The organism is Sediminicola sp. YIK13, assembly GCF_001430825.1.
Classification (GTDB): domain Bacteria; phylum Bacteroidota; class Bacteroidia; order Flavobacteriales; family Flavobacteriaceae; genus Sediminicola.
The window spans coordinates 780,741-799,051 of the sequence record NZ_CP010535.1 but is presented as its reverse complement, the minus strand read 5'-3'; the positions used below and the strand labels follow the sequence as shown (position 1 = coordinate 799,051).

Here is an 18,311-nt window from a genome sequence, read left to right as displayed (position 1 = left end):
TTACCTGTCTTTATTAGCATCATAAGCCTTGTTTTGGGCATACTCAAAGCCCTGGAGCCACCACTCCTTCATCAATTTCTTATTGAAGACCAAAGAATTTTCTGTTAGTTTGGTAGGCGTATAATATAGGTTTAGCTCTACGCCATTATGTTTAGCCGACAGGATGCCTTCTGAAATATCGTGAAATTCAATTTGATCCAATACAAATCCATAAATACTCAACATTAGGGAAAACGGGTTTTTGCCAAGTACCTTGTTCCGGTCCATATTTTCTGATTCCAAGATAACGGCATCCACAACCTTGGCACCCCTGCGAATAGCTTCCTGTATGGGCACTACGCAACCCAATCCGCCATCACCATATTCAAATCCGTCTTTTTTCGCAAGGGACATAAAAGGAATGTAATTACAAGATATCCATATCCATTCACAAAACTCCTCATAGGAGAAATCCCTCATAGACTTATATTCCACTCTATTCTTGGAGAGATTGGATACCGTGACCACTACATCTTTGTGTGTCTTTAGGATCTGTCTGTACTCACTAAATGTGAAGTTTCTTTTGATGGTCCTTTTTAAGGCCTTACTTTCCCCAAAGGTTCTTTTTCCTTTTATGAACTGTAGCAAGATGGTAAAAAAGTTGATGGAAACGTATTTTCTATCTCCCTTTTTACGCACTATAAAAGGATTTAGACTAAAAATGGATAGAGAATTTACGTTGGTGTAAATATCGTATAACTTGCCTACATTGTCTGTGGCCAAATGGGGAATTAACAGACCTCCAGTAGAGGTGCCCACAAATACGTCGTACTTCCTCTTTTCGACTTCCATAAGGTATTGGGCCACACCACCAGCAAAAGCGCCCTTACTACCTCCTCCGCTTATTACTAATGCTCTCATTGAGGTTCTATCGGATTAAGTTCTAAATTTTTATGTTTGGCAAAATCATATCCACTTTCCCACCATGCCGTCATCCGTTCTTTGTTGAAAATCAATGAGTTGGTGGTCAACACAGTTGGAGTGTAATAAAAATTGATAATGGCATCGTTGTGTTTGGCTACATATTTCCCGATGCGGATATTTTGATGCTCGATACGATCCAGCATAAATGCAAACATGCTTGTCAATAAAGAAAATACGTTTTTTGAGGGCATGCGGTTTAAATGGGTGATTTCGGTCTGTAAAATAATTGCATCCACAACAGTAGCCCCTCTTTTTATAGCTTCCTCTATGGGAACCATACTTCCAAGACCTCCATCTGCATATTCACAGCCATTCTTTTTCACCAAAGTCATAAAGGGGGTATAATTACAGGAAATCCAAATCCACTCACAAAATTCGTCATAGGTAAAATCCATGATGGATTTATACTCTACCTGATTGAGTGAAAGATTTGATACTGTAATAACAATATCTTTTGGGCCGTTCTGTAGCGCTTCAAACTCCTCGACCGTTAGGGTATTTTTGATCAATGTTAATAGATTATGGCTTTCTCCAAATGTTTTACTGCCCTTGAAAAAGTTCTTCATTACATTGATGTGATCAATACCAATGTTTTCAATGCCATATTTCTTTTTAACAACAAAGGGGCAATTACTAAAAATGTTGTTTTGGTTTACATTGGTGTACACTTCTTTGATTTTTTCAATCTTATGAAGTGCCAGATGGGAAATGAGTAAACTACCGGTAGATGTTCCAATAAAAAGGTCGTAATTGTGTTTCTGTTCTTGCATGAGGTATTGGGCAACTCCGCCCGCAAAGGCTCCTTTACTTCCACCACCTGAAATTACCATTGCCCTCATATTAGGTTGTTTTACTGTTAATATAACGCAATTCTTCTTTGTTTAGTTTTTCCTTAAGAACATTGAGCCGTTTTTTGTAATTCTCATTCTCCAAGAGCTGGTCAAGTAAATCCCTGGAGAACTTTCTAAATTGCCAAGTATGATGGAGGCAGGCATTGACCAAATCCAGCAAATTTTGATCGGACAGTCCCACAGTATCCGATAGGTATTGAAAAGCTCCCTGGCGTACTTCCATGGAATAATTTGATGCGGTATAACCGCTTAATTCGGAGTAGAAAACCGATTTTTTTTCGGGCTGGTAATCTTTAGTGATCATGGCCAAAGTAAGCCACAACAATCGAACATTTTTATTGGGAAGACCAATACATGTTTCAGTTTTATCCAAATACACTCCCCTATCTTCCGGATAATAAATCCATAGTTTATACAGTGCATTCTCTTTGGTCACATAACTTGCATCATCCAAAAGAGTTTCGAAATCCGATTTTAGGCCTTTGGTCACTTTGGGTGTATTGATGGCCAATACTTGTCTAATCCTGCCACTACCTTCATCTAATACTTTGCGCAAAAAGGACTCGGAAAGCGAAGTATAATAATTTTGGAGGATGGCTGTTTTGAGAAAATCTGAATCACTCTGGTCCCAAAATCGAATGATAATAGCCTCATTAGTGCCTTTTGTGGTCGTTAATTCTCTCTGAAGCTCATAAAAAGAGGATATTGAAGGAGAATGCTTTTTTAGACTCTCCATGGCCAGTTCAAAAGGGAAATCGGTATTTTTTATCCAAATCCTCTCAAACTCAGTCAGGTCCAAACTACTGGCAGCCTCCATAGAGGCTATAAATTGTGGAATGGTCACGTTTTGAAATTGATATTTTCGGAGATATTCCCCAATGCCTTTTTTATGGGCTGCATCTCCCAAATGGTCATGCAACTTAAACAAAGCCCAAGCTCCTTTTTCATAGAAAGTAAGGCTGGAAGCTTTGGGGTCATCTAAGGCTTCCCCTTTGCCTGCAATGGACAATTCCTTTAATTGTTGAGCTGTTTCATATAATTTCCAATAGAAATGATCCTCACCAAACACTTCTTTTTCGGAGAGGTACGCGTAATAAGTGGCAAAACCTTCCTGTAGCCAATGATGGGAAGCGTCTTCTTCCGTAACCAGATTCCCAAACCATTGGTGTGCCAATTCGTGGGCATTGATATTCACGTAATTTCTATCAACAAAAGCCATGGAGTCGATCACATAGGCATCGGAAAAAATGGTGGCTCCCGTATTCTCCATCCCCGCATAAAGAAAATCCCTAACTGGAATCTGCTTGTAGTTCTGCCAAGGATAGGGAATCCCGATTTGCGCCTCTAAAAAATCGAAAATTTGTTTAGAATACCTGTACGTAGGTTCAACATTGCTGCTGTCCGAGGGGTAATAGTACATTTCCAAGGGAATTCCAGAGTTGGAACGCTCTGCTTGTTGAGTGTAATTGCCAATAGCAAAAGCTAGTAAATAGCTGCTCATCGGTGCTGTCATATCGTAATTCCACGTTTTTAGACCCCCTGATATTTCAGTATTTTTTAAGTTGCCGTTGGCAATGACCTCATACCTTTTATCAAATGTAAGCTGCAGGTCAAACTCCACCTTCTCGGTCATATCATCAAAACTGGGCAGCCAATGGCTGGTATATTTACCCTGGCCTTGGGTCCAAATCTGCGGATTGGAATCTTTTTGATCCCAACCAATAAAATATACCGCTTGGGAGGGTTTTACCCTGTAATTCAGCAACAACTTGTTTGTACTGTTCTTTCTCAGTTTTTTATATAGGGTGATTTTATTGGCTTCAATAGTGTATTTCACTTTTTTATCATTGAGAAGTACCGTAGAAAACTCCATCGCTTTGGCATCCAAAAAGAAAGAGGAAACCTTTTCATTCGTATTAAAAGTATAACTGACCGATCCTGTAATTTCTTGGGAATTTGGGTCTATGGTGACCGAAACATCCGCGTGGGTGAAGTCTACCTTATCTTGTCGCTGTGCGAAGGAGATCTGGAAGAAGCAAAGAAGAATACTCAAAAAAACTTTCTGCATAAAAGGCTCATTGTCAAAACCTGTACCAAAATAAGAAATTTGGTTTGTTGCAGGTGTATGGAGTAACCACTATTTTAGACGCATGAATTCCAATTCCCTACAAACGCCTATCGTTTACCTGAAAGGAGTAGGCCCCAATAGGGCCGAAACACTCCAATCGGAGCTGGGAATCCATACCTACCAAGATCTCATCAACCTATTTCCGAATAGATATATAGATAAAACCCAATATTATAAAATAAACCAGCTGCAGCGGAACAGTGCCGATGTCCAAGTACTTGGAAAAATTACCCATATAAAGTCGGTGGAGCAGAAGAAGGGAAAACGCCTGGTCGCCACCTTTGTGGATGATACCGGACAAATGGAACTCGTCTGGTTTAGGGGGCAAAAATGGATACGGGAAAATATAAAACTGAATACTCCTTATGTAATCTTTGGTAGGACCAATTTTTACAATGGGACATTCTCCATGCCCCATCCAGAAATGGAACTACAATCCGAGCATGAGAAGGGTATCCAGATCGCCATGCAGCCCATATATCCCTCCACTGAAAAACTCAGCAACAAGGGAATAACGAATAAGGTGATCAATAAGCTGATGCAGCAATTGTTCATAGAGACCAAGGGACATTTCAAGGAAACCTTATCCGAACCGCTGCTGAACCAATTACACCTGCTTCCTAAAAGCAAGGCGATGTTCAACATTCATTTCCCAAAGAGTACGGAACTGTTGGCAAAAGCTCAATTTCGATTAAAATTCGAGGAACTTTTTTACGTGCAACTGCAACTGATCTCTAAAAAACTCCTGCGCAAACAAAAGATTAAAGGTTATAATTTTGACAAGGTTGGAACTATTTTCAATGAATTTTACAAAAACCACCTCCCTTTTGAACTGACCAACGCCCAAAAAAGAGTAATCAAGGAAATTAGAACCGATCTGGGCAGCAATGCCCAAATGAATCGGTTGCTCCAAGGGGATGTTGGCTCAGGGAAGACCATTGTGGCCCTTATGACGATGCTCTTGGCCATTGACAACGGATTTCAAGCGTGTTTAATGGCACCAACAGAAATCTTGGCCAACCAGCACTACAATGGCATAAAAGAACTCTTGAGCGGTGTAGGTATTGAGATAGCCCTCTTGACCGGATCTGTAAAAAAATCGGCACGCCGCGTTATCCATGAAAACTTGGAAAGTGGGAATCTTCATATTCTAATTGGAACCCATGCCTTATTGGAGGATAAGGTACAGTTTAAGAATTTAGGGCTTGCCATTATTGATGAACAGCATCGATTTGGGGTAGCCCAACGATCTAAATTATGGCATAAAAACGAAATGCCTCCCCATATCCTTGTAATGACGGCAACTCCTATTCCCCGTACTTTGGCAATGAGCCTTTATGGGGACCTGGATATTTCTGTCATAGATGAACTCCCCCCTGGAAGGAAACCTATAAAAACGGTACATAGATACGATGCCAACAGATTGAAGGTATTTGCCTTTATTAGGGATGAAATTAAAAAAGGACGACAGATCTATATTGTTTATCCCTTGATCCAGGAATCCGAAGCACTGGATTACAAAGATTTAATGGATGGGTATGCCAGTATTTCGCGGGACTTTCCTCTCCCCGACTATCAAATTTCAATTGTTCATGGCCAACTAAAGCCAGAGGACAAGGATTATGAAATGGAACGGTTTGTCTCGGGTAAAACCCAGATCATGGTAGCTACTACGGTTATTGAGGTAGGGGTAAATGTCCCAAATGCCTCCGTAATGATCATTGAAAGTGCCGAACGCTTTGGATTATCCCAATTACACCAATTGAGAGGAAGGGTTGGACGTGGTGCGGATCAAAGTTTTTGTATCCTAATGACCAGCCATAAATTATCTGCAGAAGCAAAAACCAGATTGGATACCATGGTAAGTACCAATGACGGATTTGAGATTTCGGAGGTGGATCTTAAACTCAGGGGGCCGGGGGATTTAATGGGTACCCAACAAAGTGGTGTCCTTAATTTGAAAATAGCGGACATCATAAAAGACAATGATATTTTAAAAGCTGCCAGATACCACGTATTACAATTATTAAAGGAAGACCCTTCATTGCAAAAAGAGGAAAATCATGTTATTCGGTATACCTATGCCCAATTGATAAAATTCAAGAATATTTGGAATTATATCAGTTAAAGCCCGTTTTTGTACCCATATCACCAATCAATTTCCAAGTGGCGCCAACCTTACTTTCTTAAAGGTCATGTCTAATTATTCAAGGGACATCTTGGCTTTTTTACAATCTAAAAAAGCACAAAATTATGTGTTGAACATCGTATTTCTAACCAAGGGTGTTAGGTGTGATGTTGGTTCAATATGTTAAATTTGAATTGTTTTGGAAGGCATACCATCTATGATTAGGTCCTATGTCCAATATATCCAATGAATAGTTGAAAATTTAGAATAGAAAATGAAAAAGACATTATTTGACAAGGTATGGGATTCCCATGTAGTACGAAAAATTGAAAATGGTCCAGATGTATTGTTCATAGACCGTCATATGATCCATGAAGTTACTAGCCCTGTTGCTTTTTTAGGTCTCAAAAGTAGGGGAATCGGTGTAAAACACCCAGAGCGTACCTTTGCTACAGCAGATCATAATACCCCAACCATTAACCAACACTTGCCTGTTGCCGATCCATTATCGGCCAATCAACTTAGGGCTTTGGAAGAGAACTCCAAAGAACACGGCATTAGCTATTGGGGATTGGGACATGAAAAAAACGGTATTGTTCACGTGGTAGGTCCGGAATATGGAATTACCCAACCTGGTGCCACTATAGTATGTGGGGATTCACATACTTCTACCCATGGGGCTTTTGGTGCCATAGCATTTGGTATCGGAACCTCAGAAGTTGAAATGGTCCTTGCCACCCAGTGCATTATGCAGACCAAGCCCAAAAGCATGCGTATTAATGTAAAAGGAGATCTGAACTTCGGGGTAACACCAAAGGATGTGGCCCTATATATCATCTCTCAATTAACCACTTCAGGTGCAACTGGCTACTTTGTGGAATACGCCGGGGATGTGTTTAAAAACATGAGTATGGAGGGTCGTATGACGGTCTGTAACCTCAGTATAGAAATGGGTGCCCGTGGTGGAATGATCGCTCCTGATGAAAAAACGTTAGACTATGTAAAAGGTCGTGAATTTACCCCCGAAGGTAAAGCATGGGACAAAGCAATGGCGTACTGGAAAACATTGAAAACCGATGAAGGTGCCACTTTTGATAAAGAAGTGACCTTTAATGGTTCCGATATTGAACCAATGATCACCTATGGGACCAATCCAGGAATGGGTATGGGTATTTCCAATGATATTCCAAATGCCGAGGCTGTGGAAGGTGGGGTTGCCACCTATAAGAAGTCCTTGCAGTACATGGCCTTTGGAGAGGGTGATTCCATGATTGGAAAGCCTATAGATTTTGTTTTCTTAGGAAGTTGTACCAATGGAAGGATAGAAGATTTCAGGGCGTTCGCCTCTATTGTTAAAGGAAGAAAAAAAGCATCAAACGTGACTGCCTGGTTGGTGCCTGGTTCACATAAGGTAGAGTCAGCCATTAAGGAAGAAGGTATTTTGGATATCCTGAACGAAGCCGGATTTGAACTTCGTGAACCAGGATGTTCCGCTTGCTTGGCCATGAATGACGATAAAGTCCCTGCCGGAAAATATGCCGTGAGTACTTCCAATAGAAATTTTGAAGGGAGACAAGGGCCAGGTTCCAGAACCTTATTGGCCAGTCCGTTGGTTGCCGCCGCCGCCGCGGTAACAGGAAGGGTAACAGATCCAAGAGAATTAATGGAGAAAGTAGAAACCGTCTAACCTGAACAAAAATTAGGACCACCTCGGTCTACAAAAAATAACAAAAAATGGCATACGATAAATTTGAAATACTAAAAAGCAGCGCGGTTCCACTTCCTATTGAAAATGTGGATACCGATCAAATCATACCTGCCCGATTTTTAAAGGCTACGGAACGTGTTGGCTTTGGGGACAATCTTTTTAGGGATTGGAGATACAATGCAGATGGTTCCCCTAAGGAGGATTTTGTACTCAATCAATCCAAATACAGTGGTAAAATTTTAGTAGGTGGTAAAAACTTTGGCTCTGGTTCTTCCAGGGAACATGCAGCATGGTCCGTTTATGATTATGGATTCCGCTGTGTGGTATCCAGTTTCTTTGCGGATATTTTTAGAAATAACTGTTTGAACGTTGGCGTACTGCCCGTTCAGGTCAGTGCTGAATTTTTGGAAAAAATATATGCTTCCATAGAGGCTGACCCTAAATCCGAATTGGAAATCAATCTAAAGGAGCAGACTATCACCATCCTTGCAACGGGTGAACAAGAATCTTTTGATATCAATGTTTACAAGAAAGATAATATGCTAAACGGATTTGATGATATTGATTATCTCTTGAACATGAAGGAAGAGATAACCGAATTTTCTCAGGACCTGCCATTATAATTTCACAGTAAAATTTAAAATAAATATGCCCAATCAGGAAAAATCATTTTTTTGATTGGGTCTTTAATAAAATAGTTGAGCACCCTTTAAATGAAAAAGAGAAAGATTGAAATAATGGATACCACCTTAAGGGATGGGGAACAGACTTCCGGAGTTTCATTTTCGGTCTCTGAAAAGCTTACGCTGGCCAAACTTTTATTGGAAGAGCTACAGGTAGATCGTATTGAGGTGGCTTCTGCCAGGGTATCTGATGGGGAACTTCAATCCGTTCAACAAATCACCAAATGGGCTTTTGAAAAAGGGTATTTAAACAATGTTGAGGTTTTAACGTTTGTTGATAATGGGGTCTCCTTGAAATGGATGGAAGCCGCAGGTGCCAAGGTACAGAACCTACTGACCAAGGGGTCTTTAAACCATTTGACCCATCAACTCAAAAAGACACCAGAGCGGCATTTTGCGGAAATATCCGAAACCATAGCCAAGGCCAATGAAATGGGTATTGAAACCAATGTATATCTTGAGGATTGGAGCAATGGCATGCGAAATTCCCCTGAGTATGTTTTCCAATTTCTGGAATTTTTATCCAAACAACCAGTAAAAAGGATCATGTTGCCCGATACCTTAGGGGTATTGACCCATTATGAAACCTATAGTTTTATATCACAGATCGTACAAAAATATCCCGAATTACATTTTGACTTTCATGGTCATAATGATTATGACCTTAGCGTTGCCAATGTCATGGAAGCTATTAAAGCAGGCTGTCATGGTTTGCACCTGACCGTCAACGGTATGGGCGAACGTGCAGGAAATGCACCAATGGCAAGTGTCGTGGCCGTGGTGAACGATTTTTTACCTGAAATAGAAATTTCCATCAAAGAACCATCGCTCTTTAAAGTAAGTAAATTGGTTTCGGCCTTCACAGGTTTCGGAATACCTGCCAATAAACCTATCGTAGGGGACAATGTTTTTACACAAACAGCGGGCATACATGCCGATGGGGATAGTAAAAAGAACCTATATTTCAATGATCTGCTCCCAGAACGTTTTGGCAGAAAACGTAAATACGCATTGGGAAAAACATCAGGAAAAGCCAATATTCAAAAGAATTTGCAGGAATTGGGGTTGACCTTAAATGATGAGGAGCTTAAAAAAGTAACCCAACGGATCATTGAGCTCGGAGACAAAAAGGAAAGAGTCACCAAAGAGGATTTGCCATACATTATTTCTGATGTTTTGGATAGCGGGTCCCTACAACAGAAAGTATTTGTAAAATCGTATGTTCTCACCCATTCCAAAGGATTGCAACCATCTACGTCTTTGGCAGTTGAAATTGAAGGAGAATCCTATGAGGAGCACGCCCAGGGAGACGGGCAGTTCGATGCTTTTATGAATGCGCTGAGAAAGGTGTATCGCTCAAAAAAAATTAGTCTTCCCAACTTGATAGATTATGCAGTAAGGATTCCTCCAGGAAGTAATTCCGATGCCCTTTGTGAAACGCTAATCACTTGGGAACACGACAACAAGGAGTTTACGACACGTGGATTGGATTCTGACCAGACCGTATCGGCCATAAAAGCCACAGAAAAAATGTTGAATATCATATAATACATAATGCCCTATGGCAGCCATAAGCGCATTAAAAACTATAAATACAATCAAATGAAATTAAATATCGCTCTTCTAGCAGGAGATGGAATTGGACCAGAGGTAATAGATCAGGCCGTAAAAGTATGTAATGCAGTTGCAGACAAGTTTAACCACGAAATTGATTGGACACCTGCCCTAACGGGAGCCGCCGCTATTGATGCTGTTGGTGAACCCTATCCAGATGAGACCCATGAGATCTGTTTGGCTGCCGATGCGGTACTTTTTGGCGCTATTGGACACCCAAGGTTCGATAACGACCCTTCCGCCAAGGTACGTCCAGAACAAGGATTGCTTAAAATGCGCCAAAAACTGGGATTGTTCGCCAATGTAAGACCCACCTTTACCTTTCCTTCCCTAATCGATAAGTCGCCCTTAAAAAGAGAACGCATCGAAGGCACTGATCTTATATTCTTAAGGGAATTGACCAGTGGGATCTATTTTGGGGAAAGAGGCAGATTGGACAATGGTGACACCGCCTTTGATACCTGTACCTATAAAAGAAATGAGGTTCAACGCCTTGCCAAAAAGGGATTTGAATTGGCGATGACGCGTTCGAAAAAACTATGTTGCGTAGATAAGGCCAATGTATTGGAAACATCACGTTTGTGGAGGGAAACCGTACAAGCGATGGAAAAAGATTACCCAGAAGTGACCGTATCCTATGAATTTGTGGATGCCGTGGCTATGCGCCTAGTACAATGGCCCAACTCCTATGATGTTTTGATCACCGAAAATCTTTTTGGTGATATTCTTACGGATGAAGCCTCCGTTATTTCCGGTTCTATGGGCTTAATGCCCTCAGCTTCCGTGGGCACCAAGGCAAAATTATACGAACCAATACATGGATCCTATCCACAGGCAGCCGGAAAAGATATTGCCAATCCTTTGGCCACTGTATTATCTGCGGCCATGATGTTCGAAGATTTCAAGCTTACCGATGAGGCACAGGCCATACGTGATGCTGTTAACAAATCCTTGGAACAAGGCTACGTGACAGAAGATCTTGCAGATGGTGGCACCTCTTTTAAGACCAGTGAAGTTGGGAATTGGCTAGCCAAAAACATCTAGGACTTTAAGAATATAAACGTAAGACAAAATCAACCCTTACTGTAACTTAAACCAATAAAAAAATCCTCGTCACTATTGAATTAGCAACGAGGATTTTTAGTTTCTAAGTGTCAAACGCTGTTCTAGTTATTAAAGGCAATTCTACGTTTCTCTTCTTTGATTCTTTGTTCCCTTTTGCTCCAAACGATGGCCACTGCAATTAAAATCCCGGAACCGGCCATGGCTGCACCTACAAAACTAGCAGACGTATACCCATACCCCATGGCTATGGGCAGTCCTGCCAAATAAGCTCCAGAAGCGTTACCCATATTAAAGGCACTTTGGTTCATGGAAGAGCCCAACATCTCAGAACCTTTGGAGGCCTTTATAATTGCCATTTGCAAAGGTGTGGCCACACTAAAAGCGATGATCCCAATAAAGAATGTCAATGCCAATATGGCGATTGGATTCTGGGCTACGAACGTATTCACTATCAATACGGTGACCATTAAGGATAAACTAACAATGATAGCCTTCATAGGTGCCAATTTTTCAGTCAGTTTGGCCCCGAGGAAATTCCCCACAACCATCCCAAGACCTGCTATGATCATGGCATAGCCCACCATGCTTTCCGGATAACCCGATACCTTAATGATCAGGGGCGCGATATAACTGTACCACGCAAAAAATCCCCCTGTTCCGATGGTAGTCAGTAATATAAGGATCCATAGCTCCGTTCGTTTAAAAACTTTTACGTCCTTTTTAAAACCTCTGGTTGAGGATTTTGACAACGTTGGCATCCAGAAATATACACTCAACATAGCCAAAACACCAACCAATCCCACTAACAAAAAGGAAACACTCCAATCAAAATGGTGTCCAAAATAGGTTCCAATAGGTACTCCTATCACATTGGCAATCGTAAGTCCGGCGAACATTGTTGCAATAGCCGAAGCAGTTTTTCCTGGTTTGGCAAGTTTTCCCGCTACTACGGCCCCTATCCCGAAAAATGCACCATGTGGTAATCCCGATAAAAATCTAGAAACCAATAACATAGAATAACTCTCTGAAAATGCGGACAATGTGTTAAATACTGTAAACCAAAGCATTAAGACCAGTAACACCTTGTGTGCAGGCCATTTGCCTCCAATACTCGTAAATAGTGGGGCTCCTACCACAACGCCCAACGCATAAGCTGCAATAAAATGACCCGCTTGCGGAATTGTGATATTAAGGGCATTTGCCACATCGGGTAAAATACCCATAATGACAAATTCTGTCATCCCTATACCGAAACCTCCAATTGCCAAGGCAATCAAGGCTTTTTTATTAGATGTCTTTATATTCATAAATAGTATTTCTAAGGTTAAACATTAAGGGTATCCATTTTCATTACTTTTTAAAAAGAATACCCCCAATTCCATATTACAAAATTACAATGGTCCTTTTCGTTCCTCCTATGCTTACTTACCCGATTTATGTCACTAAATACCCATTGATCCTACCCTAAAACGCTAGGAAAAGATCTCATGTACCAGTAAAAAATAGGAAATTGAAGTAATGTGCTACCAAGGACCTATTTCTCTTTAGGTCATGATAAACACATTGGTAATCAAACAAATAGAATGGGAATTAAAAGAACTTGAAATACCTTTGACGAAGGAAACCTGCTTCCCTTACTTTTAAGGTTCGGTTATTCATAGGAAATCAAAAGTTCAGTAGAAGCCTGCTTGGAACTGATTATAAAATGGTCGTTAACAGATTTGACGGGGGAGGGACTTTCCAAAATTTTATACTGTTTATTACCCCTTCTAACAGGAAAAATAATATCTACCGTCCAATCCTCATTCTGCTGTAGGACTTTAAGTGACATCTGACCATTGGATTTTTTGTAGAAGACGGAAATCTTATTGTCGGCTATTATAACATCTTCCAATGAGGCTTCCTCCCACGTTTCGGGCATTTGAAGCTCAATGGTTACCTTTTTTTGTGCCGCATAGGGTTGAATACCAAAAAATTGCTGGACAATCGGGATCGCAAAACCATAAATATTCCATGCTTGGGCGATCATCCCATAATCTGGAGAAACCTCGTACATGCTACCGGGAAGGGCATAGCTAAAGGATCTTGACATTCTTTTTAGATAATGTAAGGCCTTATCGGGATGACCATAATTATTTTCCGCTATGGCCTGTACACCAGTCGGTAATGTCATAACAGCGCCGGTATATGAAAAAACTTTACTCCCTTTGAAGGAACCTTCATCCGATCCGGCAGATTCATCACGATCAATGCCAGTGACAAATACTCCAAAAGGGTTTACGTATTTTTCGGCTGTTTCAAGTGCCGCATTTGCCTTGTGCTGGTCTGCAATTTTCATTTCCATTGGGGTGTTTACCACCCAGTTGTGGTGTAGGACAAATGGTCTAGGTGTATTCGAAGGCTGTTTTAAAATAGATTCCTTGGTTTTCTTAAGTTCTTGAACTGCCCAAGGCTTATTCAATGTATCTGCCCTGATAATAGCATCGTCAATCAACCGCAAGGCCTGTTGGTCCGTCCCTATAAAATCCGCATAGGACTTAAAGGACTCTGACCAAAATTCCTTATTGATTTTATCCTTTAAGATTGATGCCATTTTTCCATAGGATTGTGCTAATGATTCATCCCCAAGCTCCAATGCTATTTTTGATGCGTCTTCAAAAGCTCTTTGGGTATAGACGGCAACATCTATCATTTCACTGTCCATCCCATGTATTTCCATCATCCCAAAACCATCGGGAAACAGATTTTTGTTGGCATCATTCTCTTCCATCAACCATTTCAATCCTTTTTTGATGGTTGGGAAGTATTTTTTTAAAAATTCAATATTCCCATTCCATAAATAGGTTTCCCAAATCAACGAAGTGAACTGTGGTGTTTCATTGATATTGCCCTTGTTGAACACCGCACCATTGGTAGACATTTCATGGATGATCCTACCGTTTCCATTGACCACAGTGGACATGCTGTCCAATAAGCTGATTGTTTTTTCCACTACATCAGTCTGTCCAATGGCCATATTGCCTTTCAGGGCATACTCACTGTCCACCCCAAACCACCAAGGATAATCCGGAATACCTGCGGTTATACCTGTACCTATTTCAGGGACTGTTCTTACCAACCAATCCGAATTGTACTTCAGCCATTCAAAGGTTTGTTGTACATTTTGATCGGGAATTGTCAGTTTGGAATTATTGGCCAATTGCAGGTAACGTTCTTTTTTCTTCGCTAAATCTTCATGGGGATTCCCTTTGATATTCCAGTAGTTCTCAATTGCGGCCTCTTTTGATTTGTAGGATCCGGCCACCGTAAACGTAATTATCCATTCCCCATGGCCCGAAATACTGGCAGGATAGGTCAATGAGGCAGCTTTGCCTTTTCCAGCATAAGCGTAATTTTCTTCCTTATGTTCTACAGATTTTTTATCAGCTCCAAAAACGACGTTCCATGGATTATTTTCATCCTGAGCTATCCAAACGTCCAAATTTGAATCATAGTTTGCCTTATCCAAACCATCGACCATTTGAGTGCGCTCCCCTAACCATGTAGGACTAAGATCAGTGCTCCCTATAAATTTAAGTTTTAGGTCCCGGGGTTCGTTTGAGGTGTTTTTTACCACAAATTGAATACTGATCCCTTCCTTATCATCTGGTACAAATTGCCATCTATCTATTTCTATCCCCTTATTTGGAACCGAATACATATGCTTATTGGCAAAAGGGTAGTTTACGAAGGTATGGGCACTATCCAGAGTGTGGGCGTCATTACCCAAATAAAGATCCACCTGAAAACCATCCATCAATTTTATGGGATGATTCCAGATACCGCCCATTTCCCCTTTGATATGCCATCCAATTTCAGGAAAAGTACCATCTTGATGACCTACCATATAAACTCTGTTGCCAGCAGTTACATAAGGTGAATTTAGGTATACTGACTTACCTTCAATATGTGTAGTATTGGCAAGTATATCAGCAAAACTCGAATCAACATTGCCTTTTTTACAGCCTATAAATAATAGAACCATTAAAAAACAAACCGGTAAAGACCAAAAATTTATACGATACAATACCGTTCTGTTTTCCATAGTGATTTTTTAAAGTATATAGTCCGTACTTATAAAATTTGATAGCTTGGAATCCAATAGTTTTTCGAGGATTTCATTGTTCAGGGCATTGTCCTTGCTGGCCACAAAAGTACGTATGGAGAACGAACGCAGTGCGTCATGTACACTCAGGGTAGCCTGTGCAGAATCTTTACGCCCTGTAAAAGGGTACACATCCGGTCCACGCTGACAGGAGCTGTTCAAATTGACCCTGCACACCAAATTTACCAAGGTATCTATCAGGGGAGCCAAGGCATATACATCCTTCCCGAACAAACTTACCTGTTGCCCATAATTTGAGGCCGCCATGTCATCCAAGGGCTCTTCAATATCCTTAAATGAAAGTATGGGTATCACAGGTCCAAACTGTTCTTCCTGATATACCCTCATATCTTTTGTAACCGGGTACAATACCGCAGGCCAAATATAATTATCGGAATGCTTACCGCCTTTTTTGTTTATTATTTTTGCGCCCTTAGAAAGTGCATCGTCTATCAATTCTTGAATATAGGCTGGTTTTCCAGGTTCCGGTAAGGGGGTTAGCTTTACGCCATTCTCCCACGGATTGCCAAACTTCAGGGCATCTACCCTTTCAGCAAAGCGTTTATTGAACTCTTCCTGTATATCCTCATGCACATAAACCACTTTTAAGGCTGTACAACGCTGTCCATTGAAGGATAATGTTCCTGCTATACATTCATCTATTGTAAGGTCCATATCGGCGTCAGGAAGGATAATAGCCGGATTTTTGGCCTCTAGGCCCAAGACCAATCGCAATCTATTGCTTTTAGGGTGTTGTTCTTGCAGTGCATTGGCAGATTTACTGTTCCCGATCAAGGCAAGTACATCTACTTTTCCCGTTTTCATGATCGGGCTTGCCACTGTTCTTCCCCTACCAAAAATAATATTGACAACCCCTTTTGGAAAACTGGATCTAAAAGCTTCCAATAAGGGAGTAATTAACAAGACCCCGTGTTTTGCTGGTTTAAAAATAGTGGTGTTCCCCATGATAATGGCAGGGATTAATAGGGCGAAGGTTTCGTTCAGCGGATAATTGTAAGGTCCCAGACAAAGAACCACTCCCAATGGACCCCTGCGGATATGGGCATAAACCCCATCGTGCTTTTTAAATTTCGCAGCATCCCTGTCCAACTGCTTATAATCCTCTATGGTGTCGTAAATGTAATCTACGGTACGATCGAACTCCTTTTCAGAATCTGGCAGGGATTTGCCTATTTCCCACATCAGCAATTTCACGACCTCATTTCTTTTCGCCTCCATTTTCTTGACGAACTTCTCCATACACTCAATTCGATCACTGATCCTCATGGTAGGCCATGCACCTTGCCCTTGGTTATAGGCTTTCAACGCACCCCCCAAGGCATCTAGGGCCGATTTTTCGTCCATATCGGGAATACTTCCCAATAAGGTAGGTTTATAGGCCTCCGTTGATGATATGGTGGAGTATACCTCGGTGGAATTTCCTTCCCATTTCTTAAGCTCTCCATCTACCAAATAGGTATTGTGATGGATCACATTGGTAATTTCAAATTCAGCTGGTATATTTGATTTTTTGCTCATAATTGCTAAAATTTTAATAAAAATATCAGGGAATATTGACTCCGCTGCCCAACGAAGTTAAGAAAATACATTTTTAAATTTTACGATACAATCCAATACTTTTTATCGAAACACACCGAAAACGATTGAGGTTGTCCCAATTCACAAAACGGCCATAAATAGTATTTAAATTAAGTATTGAAAGAGGTCCGGTTTGTCATTGAGATACTCTCCAAAAAAATTCTTGTCCTTCATTCGTGAAATAAGGGGCTCCAAATCATCTGGACTTTTCAATTCAATGCCGACAATTGCAGGGGCATTTTCTTTACTGGATTTCTTGGAATACTCAAAATGGGTGATATCATCATCGGGGCCTAATATTTCTGCTACAAATTGTTTTAAAGCACCTGGTCTTTGCGGAAATCTCACAATAAAGTAATGCTTCAATTTTCCATATAATAGAGCCCTCTCCTTAATCTCAGCCGTACGGGTTATATCGTTATTACTACCGCCGACAATACATACCACATTTTTGTCTTTTATATCATCCTTAAAATAGTCCAAGGCTGCAATTGTCAATGCTCCTGCTGGCTCCACTACAATAGCATCCCTATTGTAGAGGTCCAAAATGGTCTGGCAGACTTTTCCCTCCGGGATGGTGATCATGTCGTTGAGATGGTCTTTGCAAATGGCAAAAGTGTAGTCGCCTACGCGTTGTACCGCTGCTCCGTCCACAAATTTATCAATCTCCCTCAACTCTGTATTAACTCCTTTTTCTATGGATGTTTTCATGGAGGGTGCCCCTTCTGGCTCTACTCCAATGATCTTGGTATTCGGGGACAGGGCATTGAAAACCCCAATTAACCCTGATGCCAAACCTCCCCCTCCAATGGCTACAAAAACATAATCGATAGGAAGATTAGTCTGATCCAAAATCTCCAATCCAACAGTACCCTGCCCCTCAATCGTCTTAGGATCATCAAAAGGATGTACAAAGGTCTTCCCTTGTTCTTGACAGGCTTTCTTTGCTGCTTTTGAGGAATCGTCAAATGTATCCCCTACCAAGATGACGGTTACCCATTCTCCACCAAACATTTTTGTCTGTTCCACTTTCTGTTTTGGTGTTACCGAAGGCATATAAACCGTACCATGAATCCCCAAATAATTACAGGCAAAGGCCACACCCTGAGCATGATTTCCCGCACTGGCGCAAACTACTCCTTTGGCCAGCTCTTCTTTTGAGAGTGAGCTTATTTTATTGAAGGCCCCTCTGATTTTGTAAGACCTTACCCTATGAAGATCCTCCCGCTTGAGCAAAATATTTGCTTCAAACTGCTTGGAATACCTGATACTTTGGGTCAAAGGGGTAATATCGGCCACTTGCCTAATCACTTTGGCTGCCCTTTTTATATCCTCAATTTTAGGAAAATATGTAGATACAGTTTTTGTCATAATTTTTAGCTTTCCATAGCCCTTGGATATGGATATAATGAATCGCAGTCGGGTTGT

General features: G+C 41.0%; 12 protein-coding genes. 5 read left to right on the top strand and 7 right to left on the bottom strand.

Annotation, left to right across the window (positions count from 1 at the left end; all coding sequences use genetic code 11):
- Genes SB49_RS03515 through SB49_RS03505 form a run of 3 tightly spaced genes read right to left on the bottom strand, consistent with a single transcriptional unit; the run spans position 1 to position 3,882 of the window.
- Positions 1 to 900 carry a patatin-like phospholipase family protein gene (locus tag SB49_RS03515; protein ID WP_062053894.1) on the bottom strand — a complete coding sequence of 300 codons (900 nt, stop codon included), beginning with the start codon at positions 898 to 900 and terminating at the stop codon, positions 1 to 3.
- Positions 897 to 1,802: a patatin-like phospholipase family protein gene (locus SB49_RS03510; protein ID WP_062053892.1), complete on the bottom strand. Its 906-nt coding sequence runs from the start codon at positions 1,800 to 1,802 to the stop codon at positions 897 to 899. Before SB49_RS03510 ends, SB49_RS03515 begins: the two co-directional genes overlap by 4 nt.
- Position 1,803: 1 nt before the next feature.
- Positions 1,804 to 3,882 (bottom strand): M1 family metallopeptidase, encoded by a 2,079-nt coding sequence (locus SB49_RS03505; protein WP_062053890.1) that lies wholly within the window; start codon positions 3,880 to 3,882, stop codon positions 1,804 to 1,806.
- Between the two features lie 82 nt (positions 3,883 to 3,964).
- On the opposite strand from SB49_RS03505, the gene recG reads away from it, so the two are divergent.
- The 5 genes from recG to leuB all read left to right on the top strand — a co-directional run bounded on the left by recG (position 3,965) and on the right by leuB (position 11,119).
- Entirely contained in the window at positions 3,965 to 6,070 is a 2,106-nt protein-coding gene (gene recG / locus SB49_RS03500) for an ATP-dependent DNA helicase RecG (RefSeq protein WP_062053888.1), read from the top strand.
- 274 nt (positions 6,071 to 6,344) lie between these two features.
- On the top strand, positions 6,345 to 7,757 hold the full coding sequence (gene leuC / locus SB49_RS03495; protein WP_062053886.1) for a 3-isopropylmalate dehydratase large subunit: 1,413 nt from the start codon (positions 6,345 to 6,347) through the stop codon (positions 7,755 to 7,757).
- Positions 7,758 to 7,804: 47 nt separating this feature from the next.
- On the top strand, positions 7,805 to 8,401 hold the full coding sequence (gene leuD, locus SB49_RS03490) for a 3-isopropylmalate dehydratase small subunit (RefSeq protein ID WP_062053884.1): 597 nt from the start codon (positions 7,805 to 7,807) through the stop codon (positions 8,399 to 8,401).
- A 90-nt stretch (positions 8,402 to 8,491) separates the two neighbouring features.
- Positions 8,492 to 10,009: an alpha-isopropylmalate synthase regulatory domain-containing protein gene (locus SB49_RS03485; protein ID WP_062053882.1), complete on the top strand. Its 1,518-nt coding sequence runs from the start codon at positions 8,492 to 8,494 to the stop codon at positions 10,007 to 10,009.
- Positions 10,010 to 10,063: 54 nt separating this feature from the next.
- Entirely contained in the window at positions 10,064 to 11,119 is a 1,056-nt protein-coding gene (gene leuB, locus SB49_RS03480) for a 3-isopropylmalate dehydrogenase (protein ID WP_062058823.1), read from the top strand.
- A 122-nt stretch (positions 11,120 to 11,241) separates the two neighbouring features.
- On the opposite strand, the gene SB49_RS03475 is transcribed toward leuB, so the two are convergent.
- From SB49_RS03475 to ilvA, 4 genes are all read right to left on the bottom strand, one after another.
- On the bottom strand, positions 11,242 to 12,447 hold the full coding sequence (locus SB49_RS03475; protein ID WP_062053880.1) for an MFS transporter: 1,206 nt from the start codon (positions 12,445 to 12,447) through the stop codon (positions 11,242 to 11,244).
- A 344-nt stretch (positions 12,448 to 12,791) separates the two neighbouring features.
- A complete protein-coding gene (locus SB49_RS03470) occupies positions 12,792 to 15,224 on the bottom strand; it encodes a glycogen debranching protein (protein WP_145758350.1) in 2,433 nt (810 codons plus the stop codon).
- Between the two features lie 9 nt (positions 15,225 to 15,233).
- Complete coding sequence (locus SB49_RS03465) at positions 15,234 to 16,823, bottom strand: NADP-dependent glyceraldehyde-3-phosphate dehydrogenase (protein ID WP_062053876.1); 1,590 nt, start codon at positions 16,821 to 16,823, stop codon at positions 15,234 to 15,236.
- A gap of 165 nt (positions 16,824 to 16,988) precedes the next feature.
- Positions 16,989 to 18,254: a threonine ammonia-lyase IlvA gene (gene ilvA / locus SB49_RS03460; RefSeq protein WP_062053874.1), complete on the bottom strand. Its 1,266-nt coding sequence runs from the start codon at positions 18,252 to 18,254 to the stop codon at positions 16,989 to 16,991.
- Between the last annotated feature and the right edge of the window lie 57 nt (positions 18,255 to 18,311).